Genomic DNA, 18299 nt, shown 5'->3' on the forward strand with positions numbered 1-18299 from the left:
GCCTGTTCAGATAAGCTGATGGGTCGAGGCCCGCTTGAACCCCATCCGCCGTTTCTTCCGCCACCACCTGAGGCCCTACCTTCCCGGCACCCTCCTTGGCGGTGTCCTGCTCACGGTGGGGAACAGCCTCCAGGCCCTCATCCTCGTGGCCCTCAAGCTGCTCTTCGACCACCAGCTGGGCATGGCCGGCGGCGGCGTGGCCAGGTGGCCCCAGGCCGTCCAGGCCCTCACCCGCTTCCTGCCCCCGGCCGAGACGCTCCAGTCCAGCATTTTCCTCATCCCGGCGATCATCGCGGCCCTGTTCTTCCTCCGCGGCCTCTTCCTCTACGCCGGCTCGGTGCTCGTGGCCCGGAGCGGCATGAAGGCCGTGAAGGACCTGCGCGAGCGCCTCTTCGACCGGGTGCTGCAGCAGGACCCGGCCTTCTTCCAGGCCCGTCCCGTGGGCGAGCTCATGAACCGCATCCTGGGGGATGTGGGCCTGGTCCAGCAGCTCGTGTCCACCCAGGTGGCCGAGCTCCTCCGGCAGGTCACCATGGCCGTGGTCATGGTGGTCCTCATCGTGCGGACCGACTGGCGGCTCGCCCTGGTGCTGGTGGCGCTCTTCCCCCTGGTGTTCCTCCCCATCAAGCACCTGACCCGGCTCATCCGGCGCCAGGGGCACAAGGCCCAGAGCAGCGCCGACACCCTCCTCCAGCGCCTCAAGGAGGTGCTCTCCAACATGCGGGTGGTGAAGGCCTTCGCCCGGGAGGACTATGAGTCCCGGCGCTTCCGGAACCAGAGCCATGGCCTCTACCGCCTGGGCATGAAGGTGGTCCGGATCCAGTCCCTGTCGAGCCCGATCATGGAGAGCGTGGGCGGCCTCCTGCTGGCCGGGCTCGCCCTCTACGGGGCCGCGCGGATCCGCAGCGGGGCCATGACCGGCGGCGACTTCCTCATGTTCCTCCTGGCCATCTACCAGCTCTACGATCCCATCCGGCGCCTCACCCGGATGTTCGGCGAGATGCAGATGAGCACCGTGGCCCTGGAGCGCATCTTCACCCTGCTCGATGTCCAGCCCCAGCTGGTCGCCCCGGCGGACCCCAGGCCCGTGCCGGCCCATCCCTCGGTCCTCCGCTTCGAGGGCGTGGCCTTCGCCTACGACGCGAAGCATCCCGTGCTCCGCGGCATCGACCTCGAGGTGCGCAGCGGGGAGACCGTGGCCCTCGTGGGCGGCAGCGGCGGCGGCAAGACCACCCTCGTGAACCTCGTCCCCCGGTTCTTCGATCCCTCCGCCGGCCGGATCACCCTGGACGGAACCGACCTTCGGGAATTCGATCCCCGGGAGCTGCGGAAGATCATCGGCATCGTGACCCAGGAGACCCTCCTCTTCCTGGACACGGTGCACGACAACATCGCCTACGGCCTCGACGCCGGCCGCGAGGCGGTGATCGCCGCCGCCCGAAAGGCCCACGCCCACGACTTCATCTCCGCCCTCCCCAAGGGCTACGACACGCCCCTGGCCGAGACCGGATCGAGCCTCTCCGGAGGGCAGCGCCAGCGCATCGCCATCGCGCGGGCCCTGCTCCAGGACCCCCCCATCCTCATCCTCGACGAGGCCACCAGCGCCCTCGACACCGAGAGCGAGCGGGCGGTCCAGGCGGCCCTGGAAGCCCTCATGGAGAACCGCACCACCCTCGTCATCGCCCACCGGCTCAGCACCATCCAGCGGGCCACCCGCATCTGCGCCCTGAAGCAGGGCCGGATCGTGGAGGAGGGCACCCACGAGTCCCTCCTCTCCCGGGACGGCGAGTACGCCCGGCTGCACCGGCTGCAGTTCTCCGAAGCCTGACCGGCCCCGCATGCAGCGCACGGACTTCCACTTCGACCTCCCGCCGGAGCTGATCGCGCAGCATCCGTCCCCGGAGCGCGACGGCGCCCGCCTCCTGGTGGTGGATGCCCGCACGGGCGCCTGGTCCCACCGGAGCATCCGCGAGCTGCCGGACCTCCTGCCCGGCGGGTGCCTCTGCGTCCCCAACGACGTGCGGGTGCGCCACGCCCGGCTCTTCCTGAAACGCGCCGGGGGCGGGGCGGGCGAGGCCCTGCTGCTGCGCAGCCTGGGTGCGGGCACCTTCGAGGCCATGGTGAGGCCCGGGGCCCGCCTGAAACCGGGAGCCCGGGCCACGGTGGTGGACCCCGTCTCCGGCGCGTCCCTGGCCGAGCTGCAGGTGCTGGAGACCCTGCCGGAGGGCCTGCGCGCCGTGCGCGTCCAGGCGGACCACGGCCTGGACTGGGACGAGATCGACCGCATCGGTCGCCTGCCCCTGCCGCCCTACATCGAGCACCTGGCCGAGGGCGAGGACGAGACCCGCTACCAGACCGTCTTCGCCGCCCGCCAGGGCGAGGCCGTGGCCGCCCCCACGGCGGGCCTCCACTTCACGGCAGCGCTCATCGGACGGCTCCGCGACCGCGGCTGCGGCTGGCATCCCGTGCGCCTCCACGTGGGCCTCGGCACCTTCCGGCCCATGACCGCCGAGCGCCTCGAGGACCACGCCATGCACGAGGAGCGGTACGAGGTCCCCGCCGACACCGCCGCTGTCCTCGAGCCCGCGCTGCGGGATCGCTCGCGCCCCGTCCTCGGCGTGGGCACCACGTCCCTGCGCACCCTGGAGGCCGCCTGGGACGGCGAGACCCTCGCCCGGGAGGGCGCCACGCGGCTCTTCATCACGCCCGGCTACACCCTGCGCACCGCCGACCACCTGCTCACCAATTTCCACCTGCCCGAGAGCACCCTCTTCGTGCTGGTGAGTGCGCTGATGGGCCTGGACCTCGCGAAGGCCGCCTACGCCGAGGCGGTGCGCGAGCGGTACCGCTTTTTCAGCTACGGGGACGCGATGCTGATCCTGAACGCGGGACGCTACAAGTAGTCCACGAACTGATGGATGACGGGGATCTTGTTCCGCTTCCCCTTGGTGGCCTGGAGGATGCTCGTCACGGACATGCCCAGGCACCAGAGCAGCCAGAGGGGCAGGAAGAACCGCACGGACACGGCCCCGAAGATGGGGAAGAGGCCCAGGAAGATCAGGGCCAGGGTCACCACGCATTCCGCGAAGGCCAGGATGACGCCCTGGCGGGCATGCCAGAGCAGCTCGAGATCCTCGCGGCACTGGAGGTAGGGCCGGAAGGCCCAGGGCCCCGCGTAGCAGAGGATCAGGTCTCGCAGGCGCTCCCCCGTGTAGAGGGGGGTCTGGGCTTCCAGGGACACGGGACTACCTCCCCGTCGAGGATAGCGCATCCCCTCCGACCCATTCCCGGCCCCGGGGGCCCCGGGGAATTACCTGTTCAAACCTTGACTCGGCATATTCAATGCCCATGCTGGATGGACCCCTCCGGAGCCCCATGCGAATCCCCCTCCTCCCGGCCCTCCTGTCCGTGCCCTTCCTCCTGGCCTGCGGCGGGGGGGGCGGGGGATCCACCACGGCCGCCGCACCGCCATCCCCCCCGGCCACCACCTGCCCCATCGCCACGGCCAAGGCCAACCCCAGCTTCTCGGCCGACCTCCTGCCCGCCCTCCAGAGCAGCTGCGGATCGGCCGCCACCAGCTGCCACGGGGGATCCTCCCCCACGGGCCACGTGATCTATTCCGGCACCGCCGCCCAGGTCTACGCCCAGCTCGTGAACGTGGTCCCCGCCAACGCCCCCACGGGCCAGGGCTGGGTCCTGGTGAAGCCCGGCGACGTGGCCCATTCCTGGATCATCGCCAAGGTGACCCAGGACCAGCCCGGCGGAACGGGCTACGGCGCCCGCATGCCCCTGGCCGCCCCCAACCTCTGCCAGCCCACCGTGGACACCCTGTCCGCCTGGATCGCCGCCGGCGCCCCCAACAACTGAGCCCCAGGAGCCCCCATGGCCGTCCTCACCGCCATCTCCGCCTGGACCGTCGCGGATGTCCAGCACTTCGCCCGCCGCGCCGGGTTCGGGCTGACCCCCGAGGACGCCGCGACCCTGGCCGGCCAGGCCCCGGGCCCCGCCATCGACGCCTGGATCGACGGCACGGCCCTCGATCCCGCGGCCTACCAGGCCGCCGCCGCCACGGCCGACGTCGTCCTGGAACCGCAGATCTCCGCGAACACCACCGTGGCCGGCAGCGTGGACGTGCCCGCCGTGCAGCCTCCCCATCCCTTCCTGGTCGAGGGTGCCGACGCCTGGCGGAACAGCCTCAACACCGCGCAGGCGCTCACGGCCTGGCGCATGCAGTTCAACCCCTATGCCTTCCAGGAGCGGATGGCCCTCTTCTGGCACAACCTCTTCGCCACGGGCTGGCACAAGGTCAACAACGCCGCCCTCATGCTCAAGCAGTACCAGACCTTCCGGACCCTGGGCCTCGCGAGGTTCGACGACCTCCTCGTGGCCGTGAGCCAGGACCCCGCCATGGCCCTCTGGCTCGACTCCGTCCTCAACAACGCCGCGGGCACCAAGGTCGCCAACGAGAACTACGCCCGGGAGGTGATGGAGCTGTACAGCCTGGGGGCCGACAACGGCTACAACCAGACGGACATCACCCAGCTCGCGCGGGCCCTCAGCGGCTGGAGCTTCACCTATGCCGAGGCGGACCTCAAGGTGAATCCCGCCAACCCGAGCTCGAAGTACCCCGCCGACGCGCGGTTCAGGGTCTACGACGGCAGCGCCATCGCGCCGGACACCCGGCTCTGGTACGGGGGCACGGCCACCACCAGCCCCAACATGCACGCCACAGGGACCGTGTCCTACCTGGGCCAGACCTTCGACGTGACCACCACCACCGGCGGCCTGGCCAAGGGCGAGAACGCCCTCCGGAGCATCCTGACCTCGCGGGGGGCCAACTGCGCCCAGTTCCTCGCCAGGCGGCTCCTCACCCACTTCGTCACCGCCACCTACTCGGCCACAGATCTGGCCGACGTGCAGGCCATGATCCAGGCCGCCGGCTTCGACCTTCGGGCCGTGCTGAAGACCCTCCTGAAGTCCCAGTACTTCTTCGATCCGGCCAACCGCTTCGCCCTGGCCGAGGGCCCCGTCTCCTGGACGGTCCGCGCCGCGCGGATGCTCTGCCCCCCCCTTCCCGCGGCATCCTCCGCCACCCCCCCGGCCTATCCCGCGTGGCGGCTGGTGACCAACGCCGCCACCACCTTCGACCAGGCGGGGATGAAGCTGTTCGATCCCACCGGACCCAACGGATGGAAGGAGCACACGGCCTGGCTGAACAGCAACACGATGCGGTACCGGGGCAGGCTCGCCGCCGCCCTCGCCCTGGCGGAGACCCGCAGTTTCAGCGGGGCCACCTATCCCCTCTTCCCCACCACCGTCACCGCCTGGTTCCCCACGGCCCCGGCCACTCCTCAGGACGTGCTGGCGCGCCTCACGGCCCTGCTCCAGCCCGCGCCGCTGCCGGCCGCCGTCACCGCCGAGTGGCTCGCCGCCCTCTGGCCCTCCGCCTTCGCCTGGGACGCCGCCTCCCAGGCCAAGGCCCGGGAGCTGGCCTTCCTCATCCTCTGCTCGCCCGCGGGCCAGCTCTACTGACGCCGGAGGGACCATGACCACGCGACGCGATTTCCTCCAGACCCTCGGGGCCGCGGGCGCGACCCTGGCCGGCCTCAGCGCCTGCGGCGGCGGCCACGGCAACGGCGGAACCGGCAGCACCCAGCCTCCCATCGCCGTCCCCACCTCGCCCATCCTCGTCATCGTCAACATCGACGGCGGGAACGACTGGCTGAGCATGCTGCCGCCCAATGCCGGCGCGAACCTGGGCATCTACCAGACCAAGCGGGCCACGCTCCAGATCCCCGGCACCCAGCAGACCGACCTGGGCAGCGGCGTGGGCCTCAACACCGACTTCACGGGGATGGACCAGCTCCATGCCCTCGGCCGGGTGGCCTGGATCACGGGCATCGGCATGCCCAATCCGAACCTCTCCCACTTCACCTCCATCGACCTCTGGGGCCAGGGCGCCACGGTGCCCGCCGGGAACGGCTGGCTGGGCCGCTTCGCCGACACGGCCTTCAACCCCACCGGCGACGTGCTGCGGGGCCTCACCGTGACGGCGGACCTGCCCATCATGCTCAAGGGGGCCACCCGCAGCTACGTGTCCATCACGGGCAGCGGGGGGTATGTCTATCCCGCCTATCTGCTCAGCAGCTCCCCCGTGGCCGATGCGGCCACGCTGGAGCAGGGCTGGGCCGCCGCCCTGGCCGCCACCGGCCCCGATCCCGCCTCCGCCGCCGCCTACCAGGCCGCCGCGGCCGCCGGGACCCTCTTCTACGACGCGCAGAACAACCCCGCCTTTGGCGCCGGCGGCTCCCTGCCCAGCCGCACCCCGGCGGTGCTGTACCCGGGGGACAAGGGCTATCCCGTCACCCGCCTCAACGGCTCCGCCCTCTCCTCTACCCTGAGCAGCCAGTTCAAGCTCATCGCCCAGATGATCGCCGCGGGCCTGCCCACCCAGGTCTTCTTCACCCGGCTCAGCGGCTGGGACACCCACAGCAACCAGGCCACCGACCACCCGAACCTGCAGCGGACCCTCGGGGGCTCCATCAAGGCCTTCTACGACGACCTGGCGAGCATCACCACCCCCTCGGGCACCGCCCAGGACCGGGTGATGATCCTGGCCTACAGCGAGTTCGGACGGCGCGTGCAGGAGAACAGCAGCGGCACGGACCACGGCACGGCGGGGCTCTCCTTCTGCGTGGGCCGGGCCGTGAAGGGCGGGCTCTACGGCGGCTACCCGGACCTGGCGAACCTGGACGCCAACGGGAACATGAAGTTCACCACCGACTTCCGGAGCCTCTACGCCACCGTCCTCGACCGGTGGCTGGGCCAGGCCACCAGCACCACGGACACCCTCCTCGGCGCCAGCTACCCCCGCCTCGGCTTCCTCTGATCAGTGTCCCCGCAGGACCAGCAGCAGGGCCATGGCCACGGCCAGGACGGCGAAGGCCTGCTTGAGCCGGGCCCCGCGGAGCCGGGTGGCCACCCGGGCCCCCAGGAAGGCGCCGAGGGCGAACCCCAGGGCCACGCCCCCGATGACCCGCCAGGGGAGGCCACTGCCGGTGCGGGCATAGACGAGGACCCCCGGCAGCCCGATGGGGGGCAGCAGCATGGCGAGGCTCGTGAGCTGGGCCTCGTGCTGGGTCATGCGGAACCGGGCGGCCAGGAGGGGGATCACCACGATGGCCCCGCCCAGGCCCGTGAGGCCCGAGAGCACGCCGGCCAAGGCGCCGATGGGCAGGCCGTACCGCCAGGCTCCCCGGCTGAAGTCGAGGGGCTCGGCCCCCCGGTCGGGGAGGGCCGGCTCCTTCCGGCGCCAGGTGTGCATGGCGATGATGAGAAGGAAGGCGATGAACCCCCACCGGAGCGCGGACGCAGGGATCCCGTTGGCCACGGCGGCGCCGCCGGTGATGCCCGCCAGGAAGCCGAGGATCAGGATCGCCACCAGCCGCAGGGAGGTGCGGATGCCCCGGCGGCGGTACTCCAGCACGGCCGGCAGCCCTGTCGGCAGCAGCATGGCGGCCAGGGTGGCGCCCTGGGCCTGGCGCTGGTCCAGGCCCAGGATGAGCCCCAGTAGGGGCACCATCACCAGGCCCCCGCCCACGCCGAAGACGCCCGCCAGCGCGCCGCCGGAGAGCCCCGTGGCCAGGCCCGCGAGCAGGGGGGCGGGACTCATGGGGCCTCCAGGGGATGGGCCTCGAAGAAGGCCCAGATCAGCTCCGCGGCGGGCAGGTCGGGCGCGGGGGCGTCGGCTCCGGGCGCGTAGGCCCGGCCCCCGGGCCAGGCATGGCCCATCCCGGCCACGGTCCAGAGCCCCACCTCCACCTCGCCGCCCCGCCAGCGGTCGAGGGCATGCGGTCCCCGCCAGGTCTGTTCGGGTCCCTGGTCGCAGCCCATGAGGGTCGCCCAGCGGGCCCAGGCCCCGGGCGCCGCGGGGGCAGCCAGGCGGCGCCCCTGGCTGCCGGTGCCCCCGAGGTAGGGGATGTGGCGGTCCTCCGTGCCGTGGAAGGCCAGGGTGGGCACGGGCCGGGCCGGCGCCGGGCCGTCCACGGGCGACCCGGCCACGGCGGCGATGGCGGCCACCCAGCCGGAGGCCTCCAGGGCCATGCGGGTGGCCATGCGCGCCCTATTGGAGAAGCCCGCCACGTAGATGCGGCGGGGGTCCACGGGGCCATGGCGCTCGACCCGCTCCACCACCGCCTGGAGGAAGCCGCCGTCATCGGTCCCCGGATGCAGGGGGCAGCCGAAGCCCGGCCCCGCGTTCCAGGCGGCGCCCCGGGCGGGATCCTCCGTGCCCGGCTCGCCCAGGGCCTGGGGGTAGGCCACGCGGAAGCCCTCGCGATCCGCCAGGCGGCTGAGACCCGAGAGGGTCGCCATGATCCGGCCCGTGCCCCCCGTGCCGTGGAGGGCCAGGACCAGGGGCAGGCGCCGGCCGGCCGCGTCCGGGGGGTCGTGGAGCAGCACCTTCCGGGCCTCCCCCCGCCAGTCCAGTCTCAGGCTGTGGCCCTGGCCGTGCGACACGCGTCCTCCCAAGGCGATTCTGGCGCCCGGGGCCCCCTGTGGTCCAATGGAAGCGGGAGGCCCGATGCAGGTCCAGCTCAGCGACGATGTGGTGCTCGACAGCCGGCGTGCCGTGTGGCTGCCCCGGCAGAAGACCCTGGTGCTGGCGGACTTCTTCTTCGGGCTGGGGGCGGCCCGGCGCCGGAGGGTGGATGCCCTGCCCGCCACCCCCCAGCAGGAGATCTGGGAGCGCGTCTTCGGCCTCCTGGACGACTACGCGCCGGAGCAGCTGGCCCTGCTGGGGGACCTCAAGCCCTCCCAGGGGGCCCTGGAAGGCGACGAGGCGGACGAGCTGCGGACCATCTTCCGCAAGCTGAAGGCCGGGGGACGCAAGGTGGTGCAGGTGGTGGGCCATCCCGACCGCAGCGACGGCCCGGCGCTGGAGGGCACGGGCATCCGGCCCGTGGAGCAGCACAAGGTGGGCCCCTTCACCCTCATGCACCGCCGCCGGATCTTCGTCTACCCGCGCCACGACCCGCACCACGGGTTCTGGATCAACGGCGGGGTCCACCCCCTCTTCGCCGTGCCGGCCCCCGGGCCCGCCGCGGAGCCGGACTGGATGCGGCTGCCGGCCTTCCTCTACACGGGCTTCGCCCTGGTGATGCCCCCCTTCGTGAGCTACGCCCAGGGCTTCGAGGTGATCCAGCCCGAACGCCTGCCGCGCCAGGCCCGGGCCTGGCGGCTCCTGGCGGATCGCCTGGCGCCCCTGGACCTGCCAGAGCTGCCCCCCACGCCGGAGGCCCTGCGCACCCTCACCCGCCCGCCCCGCAAGGGACGGGAGGGCGCCAAGGCCGAGGAGTAGGGCCTACTTCCGCTTCCTTCCGCCCTCGGGCACGGGGGCGCCGCCCTTCACCCGGGTGCCGTCATCCAGGGTGAGGTCCCAGCCCAGCCGGTCGCCCTTGCGAAGGCCCAGGCGCTTGAAGGTGCCCACGGGAAACTCGATGAAATAGCGGGACGGCACGGTGCCGCCGTAGGTGGGGCAGTCGTCGCCGCGCATCGGCGAGCAGGGCGGCACGCGTTCCACCAGCTCGGCGACCCTGCCGTCCGCGTCCACCCAGGCCACGTCCAGGGCGATCAGGCAGTTCTTCATCCAGATGGCGTGCAGGCCGTCCTCCGAATAGACGAAGAACATGCAGCGGTCCTTGGCCAGGGACTGCCGGTACATGAGGCCCTTGGCCTTCTCCGGGTCCGTGGAGGCCACCTCGGCCATGAAGGTGTGCTGCTTGAAGGCCACGGTGCCGCCCCCGCCCGCCAGCAGGGGCAGGGCGGCCAGGACGGCGATGAGCAGGGTGCGCATGGGGACTCCTCGGACCTCTGTAGGTGCGTCCAGGATGCCCGAGGCTCCCGGCGCTTCGTGATGCCTCGCGACGTGTGGCAAGATGATACCCCACGCGCGGCCCCGGCGGGCCTGCGTCCTGGAGGTCCATGGGCGTTCGCATCCGGTCCCTCGCCGGGCTCCTGCTGGGGCTCGCCCTCGGTGCGCAACCCACCGTCCAGGAGCTTCGTGCCATGCGGATCCGCGGCCCCATCCGCATCGATGGCCGCCTGCAGGAGCCGGACTGGCGCCTGGCGCCCGCCGCCACGAGCTTCACCGAGGAGTGGCCGGACAGGGGGCGACCCGCCCGCCAGGTGACCGACGTGTCCGTCCTCTACGACGACCGCTACCTCTACGTGGGGGCCCGGATGCACCACGACCCCGCCCTGGACGGGGGCCGGACCACCATCGTGCGCCGCCTGCACCGCCGGGACCAGGACAGCCAGAGCGACTGGTTCAGCGTGGCCCTGGACACCACCCACGACCACCGGACCGCCGTGGTGTTCGAGGTGAACGCCGCGGGCGTGCAGCGGGACGGCATCATCGCCAACGACACCGACTACGACACGAGCTGGGACGGCGTCTGGGAGAGCGCCGTCACCCGGGACGCAGGCGGCTGGACGGCGGAGCTGAAGATCCCCCTGTCCCTGCTCCGCATCCGTGAGGACGAGGGCCCCCAGGTCTGGGGCGTGAACTTCACCCGCACCGACCAGGGGCATCTCCGCGAATCCTCCCGCTGGTACGTGGTGCCCCAGGGCGAGGGCGGCTTCGTGAGCCAGTTCCCCCTGCTCGTGGGCCTGGAGGACGTGCACCCCCGGCCCCGTCGGGAATACGTGCCCTTCGTGAGCGCCGCCCGCAAGTTCGAGACGGCCCGGAGCTACGACGACCGCGGCTGGCAGCGCCGGGCCGGGGTGGATGCGCGCTGGGGCCTGGACGGCATCGGGCAGGTGGACCTCAGCGTCCGGCCCGACTTCGGCCAGGTGGAGGTGGACCAGGCGGTGCTGAACCTCGGCACGGTGGAGACCTTCTTTCCCGAGAAGCGCCCCTTCTTCCTGGAGGGCGCCGAGATCTTCCGGGTGGCGGGTCCCGACCTCTTCTACAGCCGCCGCATCGGCCGGGGCCTCTCCGATCCCGACCTGAACCCCGGCGAGACCCTGGTCGACCGCCCCGACGCCACCACCCTGACGGCGGCGGCCAAGTACACCGCCAAGTACGACGGCGGCACCAACGTGGGTCTTCTGGGCGCCAGCGTGGAGCCCGCCCGGGCCGTGATCCGCGACGCCTCCGGCCAGACGGTGGAACGGGAACTGGCGCCCCTCACCAACTACGGGGTGCTGCGCGTCCAGCAGATGATGGACGACCGGGGCAGCTACCTCGGGGGCTTCACCTCCGAGGTCCACGAGGCCGGCCCCGCGGGCCGGGTGGCCCAGGTGCAGGCCCTGGACGGGGTGTACCGCAGCGCCGATCGCAGCGGCCTCCTCGAGGGCACCCTCAGCCGCAGCCAGGCGGGACCAAAGGAGGATCAGGCCCAGGGCTGGCGTGGCCGCCTCCGGGTGCACCGGGACTGGGCCGACGGGTGGGGCCTGGAGGCCCAGGCCATCGATGCCGGCCACGACTACAATCCCAACGACCTGGGCTACCTGGACCGGGCGGACGAGCAGAAGGTCTATGCCGGCGTGACCCGCCGCTGGGATCGCACCGCGGGCGTCTTCCGGAACTGGGCCTGGGGCCTCGACCACGTCTCGGCCCGGGACCAGGCCGGCCACGTCTTCCTCCGGGAGTTCAACACCTGGGGCCACACGGACTTCACCAACTTCATGTCCCTCTGGGGCGGCGGCGGCGTGGACCTCCCCGCGGAGGACGACCGGGAGCTGCGCACCTACGGGGACCCGGCGAAGAAGTACCTCCAGCGGCCCGCCATCCCCTACGCGAACCTGGGCTTCGACACGGCGGGGAACCGCCCCTGGTACGTGCGGGTGGCCCTCAACCGGGCCTGGCGCGAGGGCGGCCCCTCCACGAACAGCAGCCTCTTCCAGTCCATCAAGCCCACCCCGGCCCTGGAGATCCAGCTCTCCACCTCCCTGACCCGGGACGAGGGGGAGCTGACGTGGCTGGAAACCCCCGTCCTCACGCCCATCGTGGGCCTGCGGCGCCTCAGCCAGTTCAACCAGACCCTGCGGGTGTCCTACGCCTTCAGCACCAACCTGACCCTCCAGGCCTTCAGCCAGTGGCTGGCGGCGAACTGGGCCTTCCGCGACCTGCAGTACTACGTGGACGACCAGACCCTCGCCGGCGGCCTGCCCCCGGACCTCCCCGCCGGCACCGCCCCCCAGACCGCCTTCAGCTACCGGGACTGGAACCTGAACCTGATCACCCGCTGGGCGTTCAGGCCGGGCTCCACCTTCTTCCTGGTCTACACCCACGGGGCCAGCACCGATGCCCTCATCAACGACCGGGCCAGCCTCTCCCCCCGCCCCGATCTCGCCGTCCTTCCGCACCTGCCCTCGGACGACGTCGTCCAGATGAAGCTGAGCTACCTGTTCCGCTAGGCCGGGACCCCCCGGAGCCAGGCCGCCACGCGATCCGCATCCGCCTCCGTGTGGAAGCCGTGGAAGGCGATCCGCAGGTAGCCCTCCCGCACCGAGGCGTAGATGCCCCGCCGGAGCCCCTCCTGCAGGAGGCCCTGGAGGCGCTGCGGCCCGCGTCCCCCATGGTGCAGCGCCAGGATGGACCCCAGCCTTCCGGACCGGCGGAGATCGGACAGGCGGCGGGCCTCCCCTTCCCAGGCCGTGCGCCGGAGGGCGTCCAGCAGGCGGGCCTGCAGCGCGTCCACATGGCGGGCGATGGCGTCGACGCCCGCCCGGTTCAGCAGGTCGAGCGAGACGAGGAGTGCCGCGGCCTGGAGCAGGTTCGGGCCGCCGGGCTCCAGCCGGCGCCCATCCTCCAGCCAGCCCCGGTGGAAGTCGGTGGAGGGGCGGGAGAAGTCCGTGGCGTCCTCCACCGAGAGCCAGGTGCCGGAAGGCGACAGCGACTGGCGAAACCCCGCCTCCGTCCAGAGGAAGCCCATCCCCTGGGGCGCCAGCAGGCCCTTGTGTCCACCCGTGGCGAAGGCCGACACCCCCTCGAGATCCACGGGCAGGGTGCCCGCCCCCTGGATGCCGTCCACCACCAGCCGGACGCCCCGCGTGGCGCAGGCCCGGCCCAGGCGGGCGAGGTCCAGCCTGAGGCCGTCCTGGAAGCGCACCCAGGACAGCGCGAGCACGCGGACCCTGGGACCCAGGGCCGCCAGCAGGGCCGATTCGGGATCCACGCCCTCCCCGGGCGGCGCGCCTTCCCAGGCCATGCGCCCAGCCCGGTGGCCCTCCCACAGGGGCACCTCGCGGAAGGCCACGCCCCGCCCCGCCAGGGCCAACCAGGGCCAGGCATTGGAGGGGAACTCCCCCAGGGGCGCCACCACCTCGTCGCCCTCCTGCCAGGGCAGGCCCTGCGTGACGGCCAGCAGGCCCGCGGAGGTGTTCGTGGTGAGGCTGATGTCCTCGGGGCGGCCGCCCACCAGGGCCGCCGCCTGGGCCCGCAGGGCGGCCGGGATGCCCTGGAAGTCCTCCTCCCAGCGCATCTCCCAGGGCCTCAGCTCCTTCAGCATCATCGACCGGACCGCCCGCATCCCCGCCCTGGGCACTGGCCCCTCGGCGCAGTGCATGACCCAGAGGTGATCCTCGTCCAAGTGGAAGAGGGCCGGGTTGAGGGGGGGCGCGCTCACCCCTTCTCCAAGTCCAGGAGGGCCGCGAGGCTGACGGGATAGAGGGGCTCCACCGCCTGCCGCACGGCGGCGGCGTACTGCTGGATCTCCCACTGGGCGTGGCTGTCGGAGCGGAGGCGGATGAAGTGGGCCACGGCCTGGAGGCTCACGGTCCAGTAGACCTCCGAGTAGAGCCCCAGGGGCAGGACGCAGCGGGCCTGCTCCCGGCAGACCCCCAGCTCGATCAGCTCCTTGTAGTGGGCCACGGCACCCCGGCAGCTCTCCAGGTAGGCCGCCCGGGCCCGGTCCCGGTTGGCGGCGTCGATCTCGCCCTCGCTGCCCTGCTTGTTGACCTTGGCCTGCTTCCGGAACAGCTCCGGCACGAAGTACTCGTCCTCCGCGAACTCCACGTAGCGGCCGGAGATCTCGTTGAACTCCGAGGCGATGCGGTGCTTCATCCACTGGCGGAACACGAAGATCGGCGCCTTCACGTGGAAGGTCATGGCGGTGTGCCGGAAGGGCGAGGTGTGCTCGTGCGCCGAGAGGTAGCGGATGAGCTTCGCGTCCCCGTCGTCCAGGGCCTCCTTGCGCTTCCCGAAGGACACGCGCGCCGCGTTCACCACGGACAGGTCCGATCCCATGTGGTCGATGAGCCGGACGAAGCCCCTGTCGAGGACCTGGATTTCTTTCTGGAACATGCGCACCCCTCGTCTACCGCCAAGTGTATCCAACCGTCCACACCCGCCGGATCGGCCCGGAATGCCCTTGGCTCCGCGAAAGGAACCCCTTGGTCAATTACGGCTTCTCCGGGTAATATCCCATATCCTCACGAGGTACAAGATGCGTTCACGCGTATGGCGATCTGGAGCCATGGTTGTTGCTGCATCCCTCGCCGTGATCCATTGCGGCGGGGGAGGTGGGGGGAGCTCGAGCCCGGCCTCCACCCCGACGGTTTCGGCCGAGGGTCCCACCGCCCTCAGCGTGACCCTCGCCCAGGCGCCGGAATACTTCGGATTGAGGTGGACGCCGCCCGCGACACCGTTCGACGGGTATGAATTCGAAGGTCGGTCCGGGACCGGGACCTACACCAAGCTGCATGATGGCCTGATTCCCAACACCTGGACCACGGCCTACTACAACGCCGGGACGAGCATTCCTGAACTGACGACCTGTTTCTTCCGGGTCCGTGTCATGCGGGGTACCACCCCCTCCGCCTACAGCAATGAAGCCAACTACAGGGTCGCCCTCTTCACCCCCAGCATGAGCGAACCCTACCCATCCGGGAGCGGGCTGTCCATCACCTGGTTGAACACCAGCCTGGTGGCGGACACCCTCCTCCTCGAGCGGGGCGCCTCCCAAGGGGGAACAACGACCTGGACCGCCATCCCGAATGTCCCGTTCGGAACCACCTCATGGATCGACAAGGATGCTCCGGAGGGTGTCGCCTGCTACTACCGGGTGACCTACAGCAAGGGCCAGGACTCGGCCCAGGCCACCAGCTCCGGCACGGCGACCATGCCCATGGCCCCCCCGAACCAGATTGTCGCCACGCCCCTGGTGGAAGGCGTCCACCTGTCCTGGCAGAACATGAGCACTGTCGCCACTCAAGTCGCCGTCATGCGGGCCCCGGGCCTGGACAGCTATCCCAGCTACCAGGAGGTGGCCGTTCTTCCCGCCGGCACGACCTCCTACGACGATACGCAGCTCGCCACCGGCTATTACACCTACCGCCTGGAGAACCGCAAATCCGGACTGACCTCGGCCAGCTCTTCGCCTATCCAGGTGGTCACCCTCCCGCCCCAGAACGGGGCTTCGGTGACGCCCACCATGGTCACCCTGCCCCAGTCCCAGATCGTCCGTCGTGGCAGCCTCGGCCAATGGTTCCTTTCAGGATCCTACGCGAATGACATCAGAGTCCGGGTTCCTTCCGGAAATGCCTGGATCGACCATGTGCCGACAAGCTCGCTTTCCTGGTCCTCCCCCTACTTCCTCCTGGACCGCAAGGACCAGCCGCACATGGTCTACACCCGCTTGGTCGTGCAGGGCTCGCAGGAAGTCGCGATCATGCATGCATGGCAGGACGGCGCCGGCTGGCAGACCGAGGAGATCGCTCGCCGCACCCTCTACTCTTCTTCCGCGATGCCACCCCTCACCTTCGCGTTGGATGCCCAGGATCACCTCCACCTGCTCTGGCTCAAGGGGAACGGAACACCCCAGGATCTGGAATACGCCTCCAAGGCCCAGAATGGCACCTGGGCCGTCGAAGGGTTGACGAGCATCCCCACGACTCCGTCCAGTCTCGGCAACTACAGGCTGGCGATCGATCCCACGGGACAACCCCATGTCTTCGTCGGCGCCTGGCAGAGCCTCTTCCACCTCACCCGGGCCGGCGATACCTGGGCTGTCGAGACCATTCCTTCGAACGGAGCCTCCGTGGGCTGGTACGAGTTCATGGATGGGTTTGCCCCCGGTCCCGATTCCATCACGTTCTTTGCTCCCCGCGCCCACCAGCCCTATGACGGCTCCTACGACCTGATGATGCTCCGGAAGGAGGCGGGAAGTTGGCTACCCGAGGAGGTGGTCGCCACGACCACCGGCTACAGCTCCTTCAATGGATGGCTGAGCGCCTCGATGGATGGCTCCAGGTTTGCCCTGTACTACCCCACCTCGAGCGGAAACCTCCTTCGCGTGTGGACCTCGGGAACCTGGACCAGCACACTCGTCGGTCCATCCTCCTACGGAAACCCGCTCCTCGGTTTCGACGCGCTGAACAAGCTCTACCTCCTGGTGCCCGCAGGATGGGGGTCCACCCAGAACAGCTATCCCTACGTGCTGTACCTGGAACAGCCCTGAACCCGAACCCGCCCTGCCTGGAAGGGCCCGGAAGCGGGCCCTTCGGCTTTCCGTGCCCGCATGGGACAATGGGGGGCCACTGGCCCGTCCGGCCCGGACCTCCCGAAACACCCATGTTGCTGCAGGAGGCCCGATTCCGCAGGCGGCAAGCCTGGAGCCACCAGGCCTATCCGACTTCCCTTCCCCTAATTTCTCTCCTGGAGACCTCGATGCGCTTTTTCATCGACACCGCCAACATCGACGAGATCAAGCGCATCAACGCCCTGGGTGTGCTGGACGGGGTGACCACCAACCCCAGCCTCATCGCCAAGGAGAGCGGCAAGCCCTTCGAGGCCATCATCGAGGAGATCTGCGGCATCGTGGACGGCCCCATCAGCGCCGAGGTCATCGCCCTGGAGGCCCCGGGCATGATCGAGGAGGGCCGCCGGCTCGCGAAGATCCACAAGAACGTCGTGGTGAAGCTGCCGCTGATCGCCGAGGGGCTCAAGGCCTGCAAGGCGCTCAGTTCCGAAGGCATCCACACCAACGTGACCCTCTGCTTCAGCGCCACCCAGGCCCTCATGGCCGCCAAGGCCGGGGCCACCTACGTCTCCCCCTTCGTGGGCCGCCTGGACGACATCAACCTCGACGGCATGGAGCTCATCCGCGAGATCTGCGCGATCTTCGAGAACTACGGCTTCGAGACCCAGTGCCTGGCCGCCTCCATCCGCCAGCCCCGCCACGTCACCGAGGCCGCCCTCGCCGGCGCCCACGTGGCCACCATCCCCACCAAGGTCTTCGACCAGATGCTGAAGCATCCCCTCACCGACAAGGGCGTGGAGGGCTTCCTGGCCGATTGGAAAAAGAGCGGTCGGTAGTCCGAGACCCGACCGGGCCCTCCAAGCCTCCGCGAGCGGCGAAGACGTTAGGACTGGGCGAGGAGCCTGGCCCTGCCTGGGGCCACCCTGCCTTTCCGGGCGGCGAACCGGAGGCCCGGCTGTCGGCTCGCCGGGGCCAGCGCCCGGGGCCTTTCCCTCCGGGGACGGGCCTGAGCGGGATTCTACATGTAACTACCCAAAGGTCTGGTATGCTCTCCTGACTCATCACGCCCATCCGACCCAGGTCTGGCCCGCTTTCCGGGCCGCGTGGTGACCCCACCAGTCCCCTTTTGCGGAGCCCCCATGCGGTCCTTCCTTCTCCCGGCAGCCCTCCTCCTGAGCCTAGGCTCCATGGGCTGCCTCCGCAGCTACAACGCCACGCCCCTCACGAACGCCTCCCTCCAGGGGAGCGTGAGCACGCCCGATGGGGTCGAACTCAAGACCAAGGCCTTCCTGTCGCCTTCGGAAGTGGCCGAGAAGTTCGGCACCAAGCTGGCCGAGGACCGCCAGGTGATCCCGGTCCAGGTTCTGCTCACCAACAAGTCGATGGCCTCCTACCGGGTGCTCCGCACCTCCTTCGTCATCGAGGAAGTGAGCCAGAAGGTCCGCCTGGAGGCCCTCGATTCCAGCCAGATGTACGAGCTGGGCCGCCACGGCTACGGTGCGCCCGTCTGCGGCATGATCTTCGGCGGCATCCTCGGCCTGCCCAGCCTCATCACCACCATGAACGCCAACGACCGCCTGCGGGAGGACTACAACCGCAAGGCCTTCGTGGATTCCATCGTCGAGCCGAACAAGGAGACCGCCGGCGTCGTGATGTTCGACCCCGCGGCCCGCGCCCTGTACCGCAATGGCAAGTACAAGCTCGTCGTCGAACTGGAGAACACCGCCTCCAAGGCCAAGGTCGTTCTCGAGCAGCCCCTGAGCTGACCCAGGCATGGCCACCCCGGGGGAGGGCCCGGCCCTCCCCCTCCTTGCA

16 protein-coding genes are annotated in these 18299 nt (G+C 70.6%); 10 read left to right on the plus strand and 6 right to left on the minus strand.

What is annotated here, in order from left to right; genetic code table 11:
- The first annotated feature begins 34 nt into the window (after positions 1-34).
- Positions 35-1828, plus strand: coding sequence for an ABC transporter ATP-binding protein (locus QSJ33_RS06855; protein ID WP_285723875.1), 1794 nt, complete (start codon positions 35-37; stop codon positions 1826-1828).
- A gap of 10 nt (positions 1829-1838) precedes the next feature.
- Positions 1839-2903 (plus strand): tRNA preQ1(34) S-adenosylmethionine ribosyltransferase-isomerase QueA, encoded by a 1065-nt coding sequence (queA, locus tag QSJ33_RS06860; protein ID WP_285723877.1) that lies wholly within the window; start codon positions 1839-1841, stop codon positions 2901-2903.
- Here the strand turns inward: queA and QSJ33_RS06865 are convergent.
- Positions 2894-3241 (minus strand): hypothetical protein, encoded by a 348-nt coding sequence (locus tag QSJ33_RS06865; protein ID WP_285723879.1) that lies wholly within the window; start codon positions 3239-3241, stop codon positions 2894-2896. The two genes, queA and QSJ33_RS06865, sit on opposite strands and share 10 nt — an antisense overlap.
- 134 nt (positions 3242-3375) lie before the next feature.
- Here QSJ33_RS06865 and QSJ33_RS06870 point away from each other — a divergent pair, with 134 nt between their 5' ends.
- The 3 genes from QSJ33_RS06870 to QSJ33_RS06880 are packed head-to-tail and all read left to right on the plus strand — an operon-like array spanning position 3376 to position 6889.
- The gene (locus QSJ33_RS06870) at positions 3376-3867 is read left to right on the plus strand and encodes a hypothetical protein (protein WP_285723881.1); all 492 of its coding nucleotides are present in this window, start codon (positions 3376-3378) and stop codon (positions 3865-3867) included.
- Positions 3868-3882: 15 nt separating this feature from the next.
- The gene (locus tag QSJ33_RS06875) at positions 3883-5532 is read left to right on the plus strand and encodes a DUF1800 family protein (RefSeq protein ID WP_285723883.1); all 1650 of its coding nucleotides are present in this window, start codon (positions 3883-3885) and stop codon (positions 5530-5532) included.
- Positions 5533-5545: 13 nt separating this feature from the next.
- A complete protein-coding gene (locus QSJ33_RS06880; protein WP_285723885.1) occupies positions 5546-6889 on the plus strand; it encodes a DUF1501 domain-containing protein in 1344 nt (447 codons plus the stop codon).
- Here QSJ33_RS06880 and QSJ33_RS06885 read toward each other — a convergent pair whose 3' ends face one another.
- Together QSJ33_RS06885 and QSJ33_RS06890 are read right to left on the minus strand one after the other, a co-directional pair.
- Complete coding sequence (locus QSJ33_RS06885) at positions 6890-7672, minus strand: sulfite exporter TauE/SafE family protein (RefSeq protein WP_285723887.1); 783 nt, start codon at positions 7670-7672, stop codon at positions 6890-6892.
- Positions 7669-8517: a CE1 family esterase gene (locus tag QSJ33_RS06890; RefSeq protein WP_285723889.1), complete on the minus strand. Its 849-nt coding sequence runs from the start codon at positions 8515-8517 to the stop codon at positions 7669-7671. The genes QSJ33_RS06885 and QSJ33_RS06890 overlap by 4 nt, the downstream gene beginning before the upstream one ends.
- Before the next feature lie 64 nt (positions 8518-8581).
- On the opposite strand from QSJ33_RS06890, the gene QSJ33_RS06895 reads away from it, so the two are divergent.
- Complete coding sequence (locus QSJ33_RS06895; protein WP_285723891.1) at positions 8582-9358, plus strand: metallophosphoesterase family protein; 777 nt, start codon at positions 8582-8584, stop codon at positions 9356-9358.
- A 3-nt stretch (positions 9359-9361) separates the two neighbouring features.
- Here QSJ33_RS06895 and QSJ33_RS06900 read toward each other — a convergent pair whose 3' ends face one another.
- Positions 9362-9853, minus strand: a complete 492-nt coding sequence (locus tag QSJ33_RS06900; protein ID WP_285723893.1) for a DUF192 domain-containing protein — start codon at positions 9851-9853, stop codon at positions 9362-9364.
- A gap of 128 nt (positions 9854-9981) precedes the next feature.
- Between QSJ33_RS06900 and QSJ33_RS06905 the strand changes: the two genes are divergently transcribed.
- Positions 9982-12420, plus strand: coding sequence for a DUF5916 domain-containing protein (locus QSJ33_RS06905; RefSeq protein ID WP_285723894.1), 2439 nt, complete (start codon positions 9982-9984; stop codon positions 12418-12420).
- On the opposite strand, the gene QSJ33_RS06910 is transcribed toward QSJ33_RS06905, so the two are convergent.
- Both QSJ33_RS06910 and thyX read right to left on the minus strand, forming a co-directional pair.
- Positions 12417-13631 (minus strand): aminotransferase class V-fold PLP-dependent enzyme, encoded by a 1215-nt coding sequence (locus QSJ33_RS06910; RefSeq protein ID WP_285723896.1) that lies wholly within the window; start codon positions 13629-13631, stop codon positions 12417-12419. The genes QSJ33_RS06905 and QSJ33_RS06910 overlap by 4 nt on opposite strands.
- Positions 13628-14308 carry an FAD-dependent thymidylate synthase gene (thyX, locus tag QSJ33_RS06915; protein ID WP_285723899.1) on the minus strand — a complete coding sequence of 227 codons (681 nt, stop codon included), beginning with the start codon at positions 14306-14308 and terminating at the stop codon, positions 13628-13630. Before thyX ends, QSJ33_RS06910 begins: the two co-directional genes overlap by 4 nt.
- Positions 14309-14591: 283 nt before the next feature.
- Between thyX and QSJ33_RS06920 the strand changes: the two genes are divergently transcribed.
- The 3 genes from QSJ33_RS06920 (at position 14592) to QSJ33_RS06930 (ending at position 18250) form a co-directional block, all read left to right on the plus strand.
- Entirely contained in the window at positions 14592-16463 is a 1872-nt protein-coding gene (locus QSJ33_RS06920; protein ID WP_285723901.1) for a hypothetical protein, read from the plus strand.
- Positions 16464-16672: 209 nt separating this feature from the next.
- Positions 16673-17320 (plus strand): fructose-6-phosphate aldolase, encoded by a 648-nt coding sequence (fsa, locus tag QSJ33_RS06925; protein ID WP_285723903.1) that lies wholly within the window; start codon positions 16673-16675, stop codon positions 17318-17320.
- Between the two features lie 303 nt (positions 17321-17623).
- Positions 17624-18250 carry a hypothetical protein gene (locus QSJ33_RS06930; RefSeq protein WP_285723905.1) on the plus strand — a complete coding sequence of 209 codons (627 nt, stop codon included), beginning with the start codon at positions 17624-17626 and terminating at the stop codon, positions 18248-18250.
- Positions 18251-18299 lie beyond the last annotated feature (49 nt).

It is taken from the genome of Geothrix rubra (assembly GCF_030268065.1).
Taxonomy (GTDB): Bacteria; Acidobacteriota; Holophagae; order Holophagales; family Holophagaceae; genus Geothrix; species Geothrix rubra.

Bases quoted from the DNA above. Each gene is read 5' to 3' on its own strand.
- QSJ33_RS06900 (WP_285723893.1), bottom strand. From the start codon at position 9,853: ATGCGCACCCTGCTCATCGCCGTCCTGGCCGCCCTGCCCCTGCTGGCG.
- QSJ33_RS06885 (WP_285723887.1), bottom strand. From the start codon at position 7,672: ATGAGTCCCGCCCCCCTGCTCGCGGGCCTGGCCACGGGGCTCTCCGGC.
- QSJ33_RS06895 (WP_285723891.1), top strand. From the start codon at position 8,582: ATGCAGGTCCAGCTCAGCGACGATGTGGTGCTCGACAGCCGGCGTGCC.
- QSJ33_RS06875 (WP_285723883.1), top strand. From the start codon at position 3,883: ATGGCCGTCCTCACCGCCATCTCCGCCTGGACCGTCGCGGATGTCCAG.
- QSJ33_RS06870 (WP_285723881.1), top strand. From the start codon at position 3,376: ATGCGAATCCCCCTCCTCCCGGCCCTCCTGTCCGTGCCCTTCCTCCTG.
- QSJ33_RS06880 (WP_285723885.1), top strand. From the start codon at position 5,546: ATGACCACGCGACGCGATTTCCTCCAGACCCTCGGGGCCGCGGGCGCG.
- queA (WP_285723877.1), top strand. From the start codon at position 1,839: ATGCAGCGCACGGACTTCCACTTCGACCTCCCGCCGGAGCTGATCGCG.
- QSJ33_RS06905 (WP_285723894.1), top strand. From the start codon at position 9,982: ATGGGCGTTCGCATCCGGTCCCTCGCCGGGCTCCTGCTGGGGCTCGCC.
- fsa (WP_285723903.1), top strand. From the start codon at position 16,673: ATGCGCTTTTTCATCGACACCGCCAACATCGACGAGATCAAGCGCATC.
- thyX (WP_285723899.1), bottom strand. From the start codon at position 14,308: ATGTTCCAGAAAGAAATCCAGGTCCTCGACAGGGGCTTCGTCCGGCTC.
- QSJ33_RS06930 (WP_285723905.1), top strand. From the start codon at position 17,624: ATGCGGTCCTTCCTTCTCCCGGCAGCCCTCCTCCTGAGCCTAGGCTCC.